Source organism: Agrobacterium bohemicum, from assembly GCF_001562555.1.
GTDB classification, from domain to species: Bacteria; Pseudomonadota; Alphaproteobacteria; order Rhizobiales; family Rhizobiaceae; genus Agrobacterium; species Agrobacterium bohemicum.
Window position 1 is genome coordinate 25,392 of record NZ_KQ961039.1, and the last position, 15,742, is coordinate 41,133.

Sequence of the window (15,742 nt, forward strand, 5' to 3'; positions counted from 1 at the left end):
CTGTGCCAGTCTCGTATGATCAGCAAAAACAATGTCTTATACGCTAAAGCAATTTTTATTTTTATCAAATGATAAAATATTTATCGTTTGATAAAAATATTGCTTATTTCTTCGGCAGATGCTTCCAATCAAGTGAAATGAAGACGTCATAATTTCGAGGAGTTATTTGCGCGTACGATCGACTGGACCCTGTCGAAGGGCGAACATGCGCAACCGGAACCGCTTTGTCAGCTACCAGGACGATCGGCGTGACAACCGATCGTCCCGAACTTTAGTTCAGTCCATCTGGACATTGGCACTTTTGACAACCGGTTCCCATTTGGCGATTTCCTCCGCCACATGCGTTTTTAGTTCATCAGGCGTAGAGCCGACGATTTTTGCACTGAAATCTGCCATCCGAGCGGCGACGCTTGTATCGGCAAGCGCTTTTTTTGCAGCTGCATTCAGCTTGTCGACAGCTTCCGCCGGCGTTCCCGCAGGCGCAAACAGCGCGTTCCAAGTGTAGGTCTCATAGCCTGGGACCGTCTCGGCAATCGTCGGCACGTCTGGGAAGGACGATGCGCGCTCCGCAGTTGTCACGCCCAGTGCCTTCAATGTTCCCGATTTGATGTGTCCGGAAGATGAAGGCAGATTATCGAACATGATCGAGACCTGATTGCCAAGAAGGTCGTTCAGAGCCGGACCCGATCCCTTATAGGGCACATGCTGCATGCTGACCCCTGCCATGGCCTTGAAAAGCTCGCCAGACAGATGAAGAGGGGTTCCGTTACCGGATGATGCATAGGCATATTTATCCGGTTCGGCCTTCAAGAGAGCAATGAGGTCTGCGACTGTATTGACGGGCAGTTTAGGATTGACCACCAAAACGTTGGGAACCACGACCAGCAAAGAGATCGGGGCGAAGTCCTTTTCGGGATCATAGGGTTTTGTTTTGAGAATAAGAGGATTAAGCGCGTGGGTAGCAACTGTACCCATCAGAATCGTGTAACCATCCGGCTCAGCACGAGCGACCCGGTCCGCACCGAGGTTGCCCCCAGCGCCTGCGACATTTTCCACGACGATCTGCTGGCCGAGTTCATCACCCATTTTCTGCGCAATGACACGGGCAACCACATCGGTGGAGCCTCCGGCCGCAAAGGGAACGACCATTGTTATCGTTCTGTCCGGAAAACTCTGGGCCTGTGCTGTATTACCAAGAGCGAGAAAAGTCGCAGCAGATGCAGCTAGTGTCAGCGCAGTGCGCCGCTTGAAAAGTCGATATGTCATTGAACCTCCTGTGGAGTGGCCTCCCCGCCACCGAAACAATGTAGCTCAAACACATCTGAGGGCAAGTCGCGCGATAGCCTATGCAACTAGCCTTCTCAGACAAAAGGTGTTTAGGACATCATGCGCCTAGCGTGACCATGCACTGCGTGAAATGCAGCTTCGGCACCTTGAATCACCCGGTTTTCTTCCTCAGGGGTCAGTTCGACCGCGTCGAGCGCTGCGACGAATGTTTTCCAATGCAATCCGCGTCCTTCCGGTGCCCCTGCGAGATGGCGAGCACCGAATGTTTCATCAAGACCAAGCTTTGCGGCGTCTTTCAATAGAAACGCTGCACCAAGATTGGAGCCTTCGACCACATAGAGCCAGCCCAAAGCCTCTGGGAGATCAAACGCAGCAGCATCCTCGCTAAAATGGATATCTGCGGTGTCAGGCGCCGCGATTGTCAGGTCTGCCAAGTCTTGGGCGATGAAGTCAAGGCGTCGACGTCCTTTTAAATCCGGCAAGAGGTGGTCCAGTGTTCCATTGAAAAAGAACGCGTCGAGATCTCTGTGAAAGAGATATTGGCTTTGAACAAATTTGCCGAAGTTTTCGCGATTTTCGAATGGTTTTGCAGACGTGATAAAGCTGTCCAGAATTTTGTGGGCTTCGTGCGTCGCTGCTCTCAAACGTTTTGTCCGGCTTGGTTCAAGCTCGGATGTTCCGATTTTCAATTCAGCAGCGGTCATTCAGTCATTCCTTTCAGCCATCACTTCAGCGCACATAAAAATCTTTCCTCAAAAAGTCAATTTTATTGCGACGATACTTTTTTCAACTCTGTTTTTAGCAGAAGGCATGGGAAACCGGGGGTGTTGATAACGTGCGGGCTTTCAAAAGAGCCATCAGCATGGGCTTTATCGAGAATTGCTTGGTTTGCGCCTTCTCCGTCAAGCTTCTGAGATAACCACCGGCCGACTGAATTGCATCAGCGCGCTCCAAAATACACGCTATGATTGCGTCTGTATGCTGTGTTCCCATAGTTTTTTCGGCCGCTTCATAAGCGGAATGGCTGATGGAAAGCATTGCGCGAACGACATTGGCTGCCTGTTTGAGGTCGCTCCAGCTCCTGACTTCACTGTTAGGGCCATAGAGAATGATCTCGGGGCAGGCTTTTAGAATAGTTTGAAGATCAAAACCTTCACTCCTGATCCGAGTGGTGTTGATTGGTTGGTCCTTTGCGACATTCGTCTTTTCCAAAGCAGTGTTGGTGTCTGCTTGCGCCTTCGTTAGCCTGCTTTCCTGTTTATCCACATCGGATGTTTCAAAAATAGATTCGGATTCTGAATTCTGTATAAGCCGCTCATTTTGATAGGCATTGCCGCTAATTTTTTGTTTTTCTATGTGCTTTTCCAACTGGTTAGCCATCTTATCGCGCAAATTTCTCAAATCGTCCAGAACGATTGCGAGATAGGTGGCCTTTGACTTGCGATCAAGCGTGGATGTGATGACGTAATACTGCTTTTGGTAGGCGTCCCAATCGCCTTCGATGCCATCTGCCAAGGCTATTTCACAGAACTTGGTAATATCTCTGCGGCAAAGGCTGATCTTTTCGCGCAGTCTTTGCAGCTGCAATCGCTCTTCCACGACCTGATCGGCTATCCTCTGGATGTCGTCAGCGCGTGCAATGAGTGGTGCGAGTGAGAAACCATATGCATCGCTAATGCTGCCGGTCCTGTCCTTACGTGCATAACGTTTTCCATTGGGACTGTCTTTGCGCAGAATGAGACCAGCGTCTACCAGCGCTGAAAGATGGCGACGCAACGTCTGTTCTGCCATCCCATGTGCGCGCAGGGAAAGCTGCTGGTTTGATGGAAATACGACCAGGCCGTTTTCTTCGGATAGTTCTGCTTTGGGATAGAAACTGAGCAATGCGTTCAAGACGGCCAATGATCGGTCTGAAATTCCCAGCAGAGGACGAGCTTCGCATGTTGCGCGAAACAGTTTCCATTTGTCTATTGACCGCGCAGGATCAATGTTTCTTGACGCGAACTGGCTTGCGAGACGGCCAATAGAAAGCCTTCGCCGCCCAAAGGACGTCGTTACAATATCACTATTCATGTCTTTCACCTTCAAAAAGGCAAAAGAAAATCGCCCACCGACCAAATATCGATGCCAAGACTCTTGACTATGATTCGCGGAAATGAGATTCTTTGGGTGCTTAGATCAAAGAAAGCTTCCGTGCGGTAACGTTCGGGGGCTTTTTTCTTTTGGGCTTGCTGCTCCTGTTAATGTTTCAATCGAAACGTGGTGATCACTGTTTTGAGCGATGCTCTTCGAACAGTGTTTGTAGATGTTCCAGAACGAAGGCTGCGAACTCAGGCGCCTGCCGACGATCAATGGAAATGTCGAGCCGTTGGTCGGTCTCTACGATTTTTGCGAGTTTTTGACCGCTTTCGGTCGACATGACACCCATCTTCTTGGGCTCTGCCTTCGGTTTCAAGAACTCCAGAACGGATTTGAAACGTTCTTCCGAGGGAAGCCTGGCAACACTCTCATCGTTGAGATATGCCCGCGCAGCTTCGTTGACCTTCGATGAGGAAAGCTGTTCAGCAAGGTCCATCCAGCTGCGACGACCGACACCCGGGGCAGGGCCAATGCTATCGACGATGTCATCGGGGATGCGACCCACGACCGAAAGCATGTTGGATAGGTCACCCTTATAAAGCGACATCGCGGCCATGATTGTTTCCCGCGAGAAGCGCATCTGGAGCTTTTGAGCAAAGCGCGCCTTTTCAATGTAGCTGAGATCGCGACGCTCGTTGTTTTCCTGGCCCTGTGCCACGACAAGCTGTTCATCCGTAAGATTACGAACGACTGCGCGAACCGGAATACCGATTTCAGCCACAGCCCGCAAACGACGGTGACCGAACGCGACCTGATAGCGGCCGGGATGATCTGGATGGGGGCGAACGAGAATTGGAACTTGCTGGCCCTGTTCGCGAATGGCCTCAACCAGTCCGAAATCAGCTTCGATTGATGACGGCATGCGGTCAGGAATAAACGACGGATCAACATCTGAGGCGTCGAGCGCGACAATGGTCAAACCTTCGGCAAGTTTGCGCTCAATTTCCTCGGCCCTTTTGGAGCGCTCCGACACCTCGTTCAAGGATTGGCCGATCATTCCCACCGGAGAATTTATAACGTCGGTGACCAATTCAGGCGAGCCGAGAATAGGGCGAATGCGCGGACGTGCTCGCTCGACTGGAGCGTCTGCATTTTCGGCGTTCTTGCCGCCGAGATTGGCGAATATTTCTTTTCTGCTCATACGGTTCTACCCCAGGCTTTCTTAATTAAGCCTTCAATTTCGGCGTTCACATTCGTCATGGCTTCCAACGCACGGTCATAGGTCGTTCGCGTGAATTGTGTCCGCTCCACCTCAAAAAGTGTCTGATTGGTTAAACCGGCATCGGATACTGCTGTCGTTTTCAGCATCGGATGGTTCAACACGTGCTCGCCGAAAATCGAGCGCAGGAAAGCCACCATCTGATTTTGAGGGCCATCACTTGGTTCAAAGCGGGTCACGAGATAGCGCATCCAGTGATAATCCGAACGTGCTCCCGCTCTGCCTATTTCCGCAAGAAGGTCACCTGTCATGGCAAGAAACTGGTTCATGGACATGACATCCAGCATTTGCGGATGGACTGTTACCAACACTGATGTTGCTGCGGTTAACGCCGAGAGCGTCAGGTAGCCAAGCTGTGGGGGGCAGTCGATGACCACGACGTCATAAAAGTTTTGCGCCTGCGCGATAGCCTGGCCAATGCGAGCGAAAAACAACGTATCTCCAGGCGCGCGACGCATTAGAGCCCGTGGCGTATCATGTTCGAACTCCATCAGTTCCAGATTGCCCGGAATAATGTGAAGATCGGGAATGTAAGTTCCGCGAACGATTTCGGCGATAGGGCGTTGTTCGCCATCGTAACGGATTGCGCCATATAAGGTTTCATTAGGCCCAACGTCCAGCTCGGGCTGATGTCCGAACAGGGCGGACAAGCTTGCCTGAGGATCCAGATCGATGGCGAGAACACGGTAGCCACGCAGTGCGAGATATTGTGCAAGATGTGCCGACGTCGTCGTTTTGCCCGATCCACCCTTAAAGTTCATGACTGCGATGACCTGCAGGTCTTCCCCTTCGCGGCGATGGGGAAGATAACGACGCGTGCCACGAGCACCCTGATCGAGGAACTTACGGATCTCGTGAATGTCTTCCACGGAATAGCTGCGGCGTCCGCCACTCTGCGAAGCGCTAAGCTCTGGTTGCTCAGCTGCGATCTGGCGCAGATAGGCTTCTCCAATGCCAATCAGTTTGGCAGTCTCTGACGGAGAAAAATTCCGCATGCTTTTTTCCGCAAGTGGTGCGAAAGTATTTGCGTTGTGCGCTTGCAGTTGCGCAGACAGCGCGGCCGAATGCTGTAGGATCAGCTCCGTAAGATCGGGTGCCTTCTCAGCAGATTTCAGATCGGCGCTTTGGGTCATATCAAGTGTTTTCCGCTTGTTGGATCAGTTGCGTTTTTTTCCGCTGAAATCGGTTTTTTCCGCAACTGAGATATAAGCGCCGATTCTCTTTTTTGCGCAATAGGCATTATCGAGGCCTAAACATGAATCTTTTCAGCCAGCTAAGCATCGTTTTTCACATGAAATCCGAGACGTTCACTAAAATTGCCGCTGATCATCCGCAGTGGTGAAAAGAGTTAGCCGCGGCTAACAGCAATTCTTAATCAGCTCACCTGTGGCCTGATTGGATTCTCAGTCATCGTTAATCTGATTCCCGTTTGCCTTTGGCCCTCAGTTCAGGTTTGTTTCCAGCGCAATGAACGGAAGGAGATTCTGTGTGGTTTATGATGTCGCTGTTGTTGGATCGGGTTTTTCCGCGATCAGTCTGGTGAACAATCTTCTTGAGCTGCTTCCGGCGTCTGCCTCGATCGCTATTGTTGGCGATGATTCCGCGTTTGGGCGTGGCACTGCTTATAGAACGGAACTGCACCTGCATCGGCTGAATGTGCCAGCTGCCCGAATGAGTGCGTTTGCGGACAGGCCGACTGACTTTCTGGATTGGCTGACAAAGCGCGGACGTACCGTCGATGGCGGAAGCTTTGCGTCGCGTCATGATTATGGACTTTATCTGCGCGACACGCTTGCTTCTTCTTTGCGGAGCAAACAGCAACGCGCGCGCGTGGATTTCGTGAAAGCGAAGGCTGTCTCTTGCTTAGCATGCGAGAATGAATGTGCGGTCTTTGGCTTGAGTGACGGCAGAGAGTTGAAGGCAGCAAGTGTCGCGCTTTGTCTCGGCGTCGGAACTGCAAGTTTGCCGCGGCTAACTTCTGATGCTGATATCGCGCTTTTGCGGCGGGTGGTGAGGAATCCCTGGCGTTTGGGTTGGCTCTCGCGGGTCAAACCGGATGATACCGTCGCTATTCTCGGGTCCGGCCTGACGATGATCGATCAGGTTTTGTCTCTTCGTAATGCGGGACATCGCGGCAAGATCCACGTCTTATCCCGCCGAGGTTTGACGCCGCACGCGCATAGTCATGTTCCTGTGCAGTCGGTAGAGCCCGCATTGTCTGAGGGGCGTTTGGAGATAAGTGAAATTCTGGCTGATCTCCGAACTCAAGTTAGGAGAGGGCAGGACTGGCGAGCCGTCATGGAAGGATTGCGGCACAACACGCAAGGTTTATGGCAGAGTTTAAACCAGCCGCAGAGATCGAGATTTCTCAGGCATGCATTGGCGTGGTGGAATATTCACCGGCACCGGGTGGCGCCGCAGGTGTATGAGGTTTTTGATGCGCTATTAAAGGATGGGACTGTTTCTGTTCATGCAGGGTTTGTCTCCAAGATCGCGCGCATCGATGGAGAAAACCGTCTGACCTTTCGTCAGCGCGGAACGTCTGTAGAAACCTCCCTTGCTTTTGACTGGCTGGTGAATTGTACAGGCATGGAGCGCGCCGGAATTGGCCACTCGCCGCTTTTGCAAAACATGCACGAACAAAACATGTTAGAGATCGACGCTCTTGGCCTGGGAATTCAAGTTGACGAAGAGTCTCGCGTTTTGTGTTGTGATAAAATACCGCGACAAGGCCTCTTCGCTGTTGGAGCCTTGACAGCGGGGCAGTTTTGGGAAATTACTGCTGTGCCTGATATACGTAATCAGACTCGCGACGTTGCAAAGCGCATTGCAAAACGTTCAACGCGGAACATCTCCGATTTAAACGATAACCAGACATAATTATCTGTACGAAGTGGTGAAACACAAGTACGACTTGGCTTTCTCTTGCTGTTTTTTATGCAACAAAAACAGACGCATAGATTTTTTAAAAATTGAGTATAATTGAACTGTTTCAACACCAGAGCGGCGCGTGGCCGCTCTGGTGTTTTGACAGCATCAAGCCGTTGTCTTCAGCGCATCACCAATGATTGAGGCGATATCTGCAATCTGGTGTTCTTCTATGATCAGTGGAGGGGACAGTGCAATGATGTCGCCCGTAACGCGGACCAAAAGACCTTTCTTGAGGCACTCTACGAACACGTCATAGCCACGGGTCCCCGGGGCACCTTCGCGTGGCGAAAGCTCGATTGCGCCCACGAGGCCGAGGTTGCGAATATCGAGAACGTGCGGCAGTCCTTTCAACGCGTGGAGAGCGTCCTGCCATGTCTTTTCGAGATCCGCTGCGCGGGTCAGGAGATTTTCTTCCTGATAGATTTCGAGCGTAGCAATGCCCGCAGCGCAGGCTACGGGGTGGCCTGAATAGGTATAGCCGTGGAATAGCTCGATCTGATTTTCAGGTCCTTGCATCAATGCATCATACACGGCGCGTTTGGCGAAAACTGCACCCATCGGGATCGCGCCATTGGTAATGCCTTTTGCCGTGGTGACGAGATCTGGGACGACGCCGAAGTAGTCGGTGGCGAATGGTTTGCCGAGGCGGCCGAAACCTGTGATGACTTCGTCGTAAATCAGTAGAATTCCATGCTTGTCGGCAATCGTCCGCAAACGCTGCAAATAGCCCTGAGGCGGAAGGATAACCCCAGCGGAGCCCGACATGGGTTCAACGATGACAGCCGCTATGGTTTCAGCGCCATGCAGAGCGACAAGACGCTCCAGGTCTTCAGCCAGTTCGACGCCATGTTCGGGCAACCCTTGTGAGAAGGCATTACGGTCCAAATCCAGCGTATGGCGCATATGAGCTGCGGGGATCTGCGGAAAGACACGACGATTGTTGACGAGGCCACCAACGGAAATACCGCCGAAGCCGACACCGTGATAGCCTTTTTCACGACCGATAATGCGACTACGAGTCCCTTGGCCAATCGCCCTTTGATAGGCAATCGCGATCTTCAGCGCAGTATCTACGGATTCTGAACCGGAGCCGGTGAAGAAGATACGATCCAGTCCACCCTCTGGTCCGCCCGGTGCGACAGCCGCCAGCTTCTCGGCAAATTCGAAGGCAATCGGATGGCCCATCTGGAAAGTGGGAGCGAAATCGAGAGTGGACAGTTGGCGCTCTACAGCTTCGGTAATGCGTCTACGTCCGTGCCCGGCGTTGACGCACCACAAGCCTGCCGTACCATCCAGAATTTTCTTACCGTCGATATCGGTGTAGTACATGCCTTCTGCGCTGGCCAACAACCGTGGCGACGTCTTGAACTGTCGGTTCGCCGTGAACGGCATCCAGAAATTGGAAAGATTTGGCATGTTGGATTTACTGCTCTGATCCATCGGATTCCCCATGTTAGAATGATCCATCAATCCTGCACTTGCCGCTATCGAACAAGTCTATTTCTTGTAGCCACTAAGGCATTGATATTTATAAATTTGAGTGTCACAGTTTGCGGTATATCGAACATATGCAACGGAGAGGTCCAAGATGGTCGTCGATATTGGCAACAGGTTGCGGCATCTGCGGTCCATTCACAAATTATCACAACGTGAGTTGGCCAAACGTGCAGGGGTGACCAACTCCACCATATCTTTGATCGAGTCCAACTCCACAAATCCATCGGTGGGTGCTTTGAAACGCATATTGGATGGCATCCCGATAGGCTTGGCTGAGTTTTTTGCATTCGAGCCAGACAAGCCACGCAAAGCATTTTATGCGGCTGACGAGTTGGTGGAGATTGGGAAAGGTCCCGTCTCCTACCGTCAGATTGGGGAAAACCTGTTCGGCAGAAGCCTGCAGATTTTAAAGGAATGCTATCAACCCGGCGCAGGAACAGGCCGTGTTCCTTTGGTCCATGAGGGAGAGGAGGGCGGTATTGTGCTCTCTGGCCGACTGGAAGTCACGGTGGACGATGAGCGACGCATTCTTGGTCCAGGTGACGCGTATTATTTTGAAAGCCGACGCCCGCACACGTTTCGTTGCGTGGGACCGATCCCATGCGAAGTGATCAGCGCCTGTACCCCTCCGAGCTTTTAACCGAAGGCCTAACTCCAATGGAGCGTCTTAAAAAATGTTAGCCGGATAATAATATTGTCCGACGTTTTTCGTTGCGGGTACAAAGGGAGAAATGGTGTTTGAGACCAAATGCCAACGACAAGAGGATACATTCATAACGCCTTAGTACAGCCGGAATAATGGCTCATGAAAAGCGTGTTTTCGCAAAACGGTATATTAACAGGTCCGCCCTAGACTGAGGCTTGTCAAATGCTGGGCGGTCGTTCCGCGCTTCATAACCAGCCAGGGCATATCTATGCAGTCAGTATGCATCGATCTGGCAAACACAGTAAGCAGACGTTCGAGAGCATGGCCATGTCGGGAAATCGTAAGACGCAGCTTTCGCAAGAGATGGGATCGTAAACCGGTATGGCGATGAACGAGACGACATCTTACGAGCCGCATTATCGTGAACAGACAAGCCGCCCGAACAATCTCATTCGTTTGGCGGCACTGCTGTGGCGCAACGCTCTGTTCATCTTGCTCATCGGCATCATCTGTGCGGCACTGGCTTTCGGCGCGTCGCTGTTAATTCCGAATTATTATATCGCGACGTCACAAATATTACTCGATCCCGAGGGTTCACGGGTTTTGGAGAGTGATCTGCCGGGACAGCCGCGAGCGGTGGATTCGCACGTTCTTAATCAGCAGTACATCATCACATCCGCACAGGTTCTTTCCCGCATCGTGGAAAATGAGAAACTGTACGACGATCCGAAGTTCGGTGCCGCGGATCCGGTTTATCCAGACAAGGAAAGCCGCAGCAATCTGGCTCTTGATGCGCTACGCAAGGCAACATCCGTTGCGGCCGTCGGTAAAAGCTTCATCGTCAACGTGTCGGTTAAGTCCGACAGCCCTCAGCGGGCCGCTGAACTCGCCAATCTCATTGCCACGACATATTCACAGGTGCGTGTCGAAATGAACAGCGATGTGCTGCGACGCACCGGCGGCGGACTGGCGGCCCAACTGGATCAATTGCGAAAAGCCGTGGAAGATGGTGACCGTGCGGTTCAAGCTTACAGGGCAGAGCATAATCTCGCTGACATTCAGGGCCGACCCGATATCGAGCAACGCGTCGCAGATGCGAATACGGAGATATCCAGACTATCGGCAGCGGTTGCGGAAAACGAGGCTCTTGTCGCTGAGCTCAATCGGGCCAGAAACGACCGACAGTATTTGCGATCCATTCCCGATACCTCGTTGACACCAGCGATCATTTCGCTCCGTGCACGTTATCAGGAAAGTCGAGAAGAGGAATCGGTTCAGGCGACTTCGTTGGGTGCGCAGCATCCATCTTTACAGGCGGCACGTGCACGAACCCAATCGCTTGCCAGTATTCTCGATGAGCAACTGCGAAATTTTTCGACAGCGACCTCGAGCAATCTGGCGCGGCTGAAAAACCAACTGGCGCTTTCGACCTCCAATGCCGACGCTTTGAAAACCAACCTGAACAGCGACGAGCAGACGATGGTGCGGTTGCGGGAATTGCAGCGAAAGCTGGAAAGCGACCGCGCTGTCTATGAAGCGTTTCTGTTGAGAACCAAGCAGCTGTCGGAGCAGCAAGGCACATCGAGCGAAAACCCGCAGATCATCTCCAGTGCCGAACCGCCCTTGCGCAAAGCTGGACCTCCACGCGCTCTGATGTTGGCTGGCGGCGGTATCTTCGGACTTATTCTCGCCGCTGGTCTTCTCATCCTGCGCGACCAGTTTCGTGACGAGCCAAGTGAACTGCAGATGGTGCGCGCACCTCAGAAGTTGCCCGCTCCAGATGCTGATAGCGACCGTGAAGCTGCATTGTTGCCAACGTCCGATAAAACGAACGCGCCGCCAGTTCCTCCGGTTACGAAATCCAACAGGATCGTTCGCGAGGCTGACACCAAGGCACTGGCTGCCGCAGCGGGTGAGGGCTTTGACGGCCTGGCGCGCTTCGTCTCGTCTTCGCTCAAACCTTCAGCCAGCCACACCATCATGGTTGTTTCTGCCGGTCCAAAAAATCGTTCGCCTTATTCGGCGTTCAATCTGGCCGCTGATGTTGCCAGACTCGGTCGCCGTGTTCTTCTCGTTGACCGCGCGACACATGATCCATTGTTGACGGCCATGCTTTTACCCGAGCACGGACCGGGTGAAGCTGGTACACGTGAATTCTACGACGTCGAATCCACCCCTTACCTTCAGTTTTCCCCGGCAGATGATCGCGAAACCAGCAAAGCCTTGCGCGATGCGGTGGATGAAAACGGCGAGGCTTTCGATCTTATTGTGATCGACGGCGGTGTGGCGGCGAAGTCGAGGATACATTCAAGCCTGCGCCGCGATCTGGATGACGTTTTTCTCATGCAGCACGAAGACGACACCGGCAGTATCGTGATCGCGCTTGTCACTCTCGAAGAGAGCGGCATGGAAAATATCAAAGTGATACGGATGACGCGTTCCGGCTTGCAATATTGAGGACTAATTTTGGCTGAAAACAACCATCGGACAGCCATGCGTATTCCTTTTCTGCGAGGCCGTTCTCTTACCGGAATCAATGTCATCTTCAACATGGGCCTTCGCGGCTCGACGCTTGTTCTGCGCTTTGCTTTGTCTTTCTACATCGTCAAGTTCATGGGCCTCGAAGCCGCGGGCATCTATGGTCTCGCGCTGGGTGTGGTGAACGCCGCGCCGGCGGCCCTTGGCTGGGGCCTGAATTATTTCATTGCGCGCGATGTTAGCGGCAAAACATCAGGCGTTGCCGGTGTTTACATGAAAACGCGATTGCTTGTGACGGTCACGTCGCTTGCGGCGATGACGGCAATCGCCTTGATAGCAGCCTATTTCATGGGTCATGCAGTCGCGCCCTTGTACTTCCTTATTCTTCTTGTCGTTTGGCTGGAAACGATTTCCTGCGACATCCATGTGCCTCTCATCGCGCAGGAAATGTCGAGCCAAGCCAATGTTCTGTTTTTTTTGAGAACATCATCCTGGATACTGCCGGTGATTGGCCTGGGCTTGGCGTCTGAAGCCTTCCGCAATATCGAAACGATCATGGTTGCATGGAGCCTCGGCTACATTCTCATGCTTGTGGCACTTGTCAGTTTCCTGCGGCAATGGCCGTTCCGACGGATTTTGCAGGCGCCGATGCGGATGCGTTGGGTAAGAAAGCGCATGCGAAAAGCATGGCTGATCTACATCAGTGACATGAGCAATGTCGGACTGGTTTATGCGGATCGATACATCGTCTCGCTGCTGCTCACGCTGTCCCTGACAGGCGTCTATACGTTCTATTGGTCGCTCGCCAACGCCCTGCAAACATTGATATCGACTGCGGTATTACAGGTCGCGATCCCTGCTCTCTTCAAGGCTTACAATACAGGCTCCATGAAGGAGTGGCGGGCAGTGATGATCTGGCAGTTCACCAAGACCGCGGCTGTTGCCTTCGGATTGGGTGCGGCCATTTTCGTCAGCGGCAATATTCTCGTGCACCTCATGAACATGCCGGAACTTGGTCAGCATCAGGGTATTTTTGCGCTTCTCCTTCTGACAGCCGTCGTTCGCTCCTGTACCGATTTGATGGGGCTTGGCCTCAACAGTCTGCGGAAAGACGGGCATTACGCATTCGTCAATTTGTCGAGCGTTCTTCTGTCGATCGGGATGAGCTTTCTCTTGATCAGCGCATTTGGTTTTATCGGCGCCGGTCTATCAGCATTTTTCACGGCGCTTGTTACGGCGTCTATATCGAGCGCGTTGCTCTGGCGCGCCTCAAGATCATAAATCCGGTAATAATTGCGCAGTTTTTTAAAGGCGATTGAACCCATGGCATCGAACCAGCCCCGGCATTCACCAGGACGCAGTATTTTCAAAAAGCTATACCACGCCGCCATTCAAAGCTTGCCAATCAAGCAGGCGACGAAATTGCAATATTATCGCTATCACAAATTATGGGCTGATCTCGACAATCCCAAAACATTGAACGAGCATCTTGCCGCACGTAAGATCGCCTGGACAGGCCCGCAATCCGACCCGCGTCTCATCATGCTCAGCGACAAGATTGCGGTAAAGGCGCACGTCGCCAAGGTTCTGGGAAAGAAATGGGTAACGCCAACGCTTTGGCGTGGCAAAAACCTCAATGATTGCCCACCGCTGCCTTTTCCCTATGTCATCAAGGTCAATCACGGGTCAGATCGTAATATCTTCGTCTACGGTCCCGAAGATTTGGTCGGTGCGAAAGAGCAGTGCGACATCTGGCTTGCGGGGCGCACCGCGTGGCGTTTAGCGGAAGAATGGTACAACCATATCGATCCGGAAATCTTTATCGAACCGTTTATCGGGGAGGGCGGAGAAGCACCGGTTGATTACAAGCTGTTCTGCTTCGAGAACGATATTCCCTGCATTCAGATCGACACGGCACGGTTTACCGACCATCGGCGCTGTTTCTATGACGAGCATTGGAAAAAGTTGGATTTCGGACATTATTATCCGCTTGAGACGGAAGATCTTCCCCGTCCGCCGCATCTGGATGACATATTGGAAGCTGCGCGCACCCTAGCGCAGGGTTTCGAGTTCGTCCGCATCGATTTCTATGACAAGCCATCCGGTCCCCTGTTCGGGGAAATGACGTTCAGCCCAACCTCCGGTTTTGGCGCCTTCAGGCCACCATCGACTGATGTCTGGCTTGGAACATTCTGGAAAGATCAACCCAAAGGCCTATTTCGGACCGGAGAAGAGTGATCTAGCTTTTGGACGTTGCTGCCTTGCTTTGATGTGCAGGTGTATCGAGAAGGTAGGACAGGACGATGCCGCCCGTCAGCCAAGCGACCAAGACGTAAACATAATAAAATCCGGGCGTGAACACGGCGTTGAACAGAAACAGGAAGGATATATAGCCGCACGCGACTTTCCGTAGGCCCATGCGATTGGGCTGTAGATTGCCGTGAACCCACATTTGAAGCTTGCCAAAATAATAGCCGAACAGGGTCGCGATGAAGACGACGCCGGGAACGCCGAAGTTCAGATAGGCCTCACCAAACAGGGTCGGGCGCAGACCGGCGTGAAACTGTGGATCAAGCCCCGCAAGTGTGCTGGTGATGATGCCCATGCGAAAGTCGTTTCTAAACTCGCTGATGAAAGACGGCACCAGCGCCATGTAGCCGGCGAGGTAGGTCATGCCATGATAAAAATGTCCATCGAAGCCGCTCAATATCCAGGCGTAGTCGCGGAAATCCGAGAAATTGTTGCCGTAGAATATTTGATAGGAAACGGTTTGCAGGATATCGACGCTGTCGTTCCCATCCGCTGTGGAGCGTAAAATGCCGATGACGATCGCAATCGTTACGAAGCCAACGATGGATAAGGTGAAGGCTGCAAGATTTTTGTAGCGGTAGACGATGATCAAGCAAACGACGAATATGAACAGTGTTTCGATGCTGGCTCCGCGCGTTCCTATCATCAGACCAAGCGCGCTGCACATCAGACCCGCACCGATAAAGAAGCGGCTGTAGCCAAAGCCGTAGACCAGAAGGCTCAATGTTATCGTTGGCAAGATAACGGAGTAAAGATTGATCGCAGGACGGAGCGAGGTGTTTTCGAACGAAAACTGCCGACCTTCGAATGGTCGAACGCCCAGCGCAATCAGGCCCAATGTGGCGAAGATGATGACGATCAGAGAAATCCAGACGCCCGGCTTGGTTTGCCAAAACGCGTAGCCTTTCTCCACGAAGGTGAACATCACGCTTTTTCCGGAGCTGAATGTTGCCAGTCCCATCCCGACCAGAACGAACACCACGCCGAGAACCGAAAGATAGAACGCTTCATCTATGTAGTCGCGGATGATGTAGATGGAATCCCCTACCGCTTCCATATTCTTGTCGGATGCTGCGAAGGGAGACATGACCAGAATGGGCAGGACGTTATAGCGGATCCAGAAATAGGAGGAGAAGGTCAACACACCCCATTTGTAAAATGAGCTGACATAATAAATTAGGAAAACCAACCAGCCGATGATGAATATGAGCCAAGCCAGATGGGACATGTCAAAC

At 52.3% G+C, this 15,742-nt stretch carries 12 protein-coding genes; 5 read left to right on the top strand and 7 right to left on the bottom strand.

Annotated features, from left to right (window positions below; genetic code table 11):
• Positions 1–276 precede the first annotated feature (276 nt).
• The 5 genes from ATO67_RS21705 to repA all read right to left on the bottom strand — a co-directional run bounded on the left by ATO67_RS21705 (position 277) and on the right by repA (position 5,778).
• Positions 277–1,266, bottom strand: coding sequence for a Bug family tripartite tricarboxylate transporter substrate binding protein (locus tag ATO67_RS21705; protein WP_067653894.1), 990 nt, complete (start codon positions 1,264–1,266; stop codon positions 277–279).
• 110 nt (positions 1,267–1,376) lie between these two features.
• Positions 1,377–1,991 carry a biliverdin-producing heme oxygenase gene (locus ATO67_RS21710; RefSeq protein ID WP_067653895.1) on the bottom strand — a complete coding sequence of 205 codons (615 nt, stop codon included), beginning with the start codon at positions 1,989–1,991 and terminating at the stop codon, positions 1,377–1,379.
• A gap of 94 nt (positions 1,992–2,085) precedes the next feature.
• Positions 2,086–3,360: a plasmid replication protein RepC gene (gene repC / locus ATO67_RS21715; RefSeq protein ID WP_067653896.1), complete on the bottom strand. Its 1,275-nt coding sequence runs from the start codon at positions 3,358–3,360 to the stop codon at positions 2,086–2,088.
• 193 nt (positions 3,361–3,553) lie between these two features.
• Positions 3,554–4,567: a plasmid partitioning protein RepB gene (gene repB / locus ATO67_RS21720; protein WP_067653900.1), complete on the bottom strand. Its 1,014-nt coding sequence runs from the start codon at positions 4,565–4,567 to the stop codon at positions 3,554–3,556.
• On the bottom strand, positions 4,564–5,778 hold the full coding sequence (gene repA, locus ATO67_RS21725) for a plasmid partitioning protein RepA (protein ID WP_082760385.1): 1,215 nt from the start codon (positions 5,776–5,778) through the stop codon (positions 4,564–4,566). Before repA ends, repB begins: the two co-directional genes overlap by 4 nt.
• A gap of 355 nt (positions 5,779–6,133) precedes the next feature.
• On the opposite strand from repA, the gene ATO67_RS21730 reads away from it, so the two are divergent.
• On the top strand, positions 6,134–7,525 hold the full coding sequence (locus tag ATO67_RS21730) for an FAD/NAD(P)-binding protein (protein WP_067653903.1): 1,392 nt from the start codon (positions 6,134–6,136) through the stop codon (positions 7,523–7,525).
• A gap of 156 nt (positions 7,526–7,681) precedes the next feature.
• Here ATO67_RS21730 and aptA read toward each other — a convergent pair whose 3' ends face one another.
• The gene (gene aptA / locus ATO67_RS21735; RefSeq protein ID WP_067653906.1) at positions 7,682–9,016 is read right to left on the bottom strand and encodes an omega-aminotransferase AptA; all 1,335 of its coding nucleotides are present in this window, start codon (positions 9,014–9,016) and stop codon (positions 7,682–7,684) included.
• Between the two features lie 148 nt (positions 9,017–9,164).
• On the opposite strand from aptA, the gene ATO67_RS21740 reads away from it, so the two are divergent.
• From ATO67_RS21740 to ATO67_RS21755, 4 genes are all read left to right on the top strand, one after another.
• Complete coding sequence (locus ATO67_RS21740) at positions 9,165–9,713, top strand: cupin domain-containing protein (protein WP_067653908.1); 549 nt, start codon at positions 9,165–9,167, stop codon at positions 9,711–9,713.
• 393 nt (positions 9,714–10,106) lie between these two features.
• On the top strand, positions 10,107–12,176 hold the full coding sequence (locus ATO67_RS21745) for an exopolysaccharide transport family protein (protein ID WP_158667391.1): 2,070 nt from the start codon (positions 10,107–10,109) through the stop codon (positions 12,174–12,176).
• 36 nt (positions 12,177–12,212) lie between these two features.
• Complete coding sequence (locus ATO67_RS21750) at positions 12,213–13,478, top strand: lipopolysaccharide biosynthesis protein (protein WP_067653912.1); 1,266 nt, start codon at positions 12,213–12,215, stop codon at positions 13,476–13,478.
• 42 nt (positions 13,479–13,520) lie between these two features.
• Positions 13,521–14,435, top strand: a complete 915-nt coding sequence (locus ATO67_RS21755; protein WP_067653914.1) for an ATP-grasp fold amidoligase family protein — start codon at positions 13,521–13,523, stop codon at positions 14,433–14,435.
• Between the two features lies 1 nt (position 14,436).
• Here ATO67_RS21755 and ATO67_RS21760 read toward each other — a convergent pair whose 3' ends face one another.
• Positions 14,437–15,735 (bottom strand): O-antigen polymerase, encoded by a 1,299-nt coding sequence (locus ATO67_RS21760; protein WP_067653918.1) that lies wholly within the window; start codon positions 15,733–15,735, stop codon positions 14,437–14,439.
• Between the last annotated feature and the right edge of the window lie 7 nt (positions 15,736–15,742).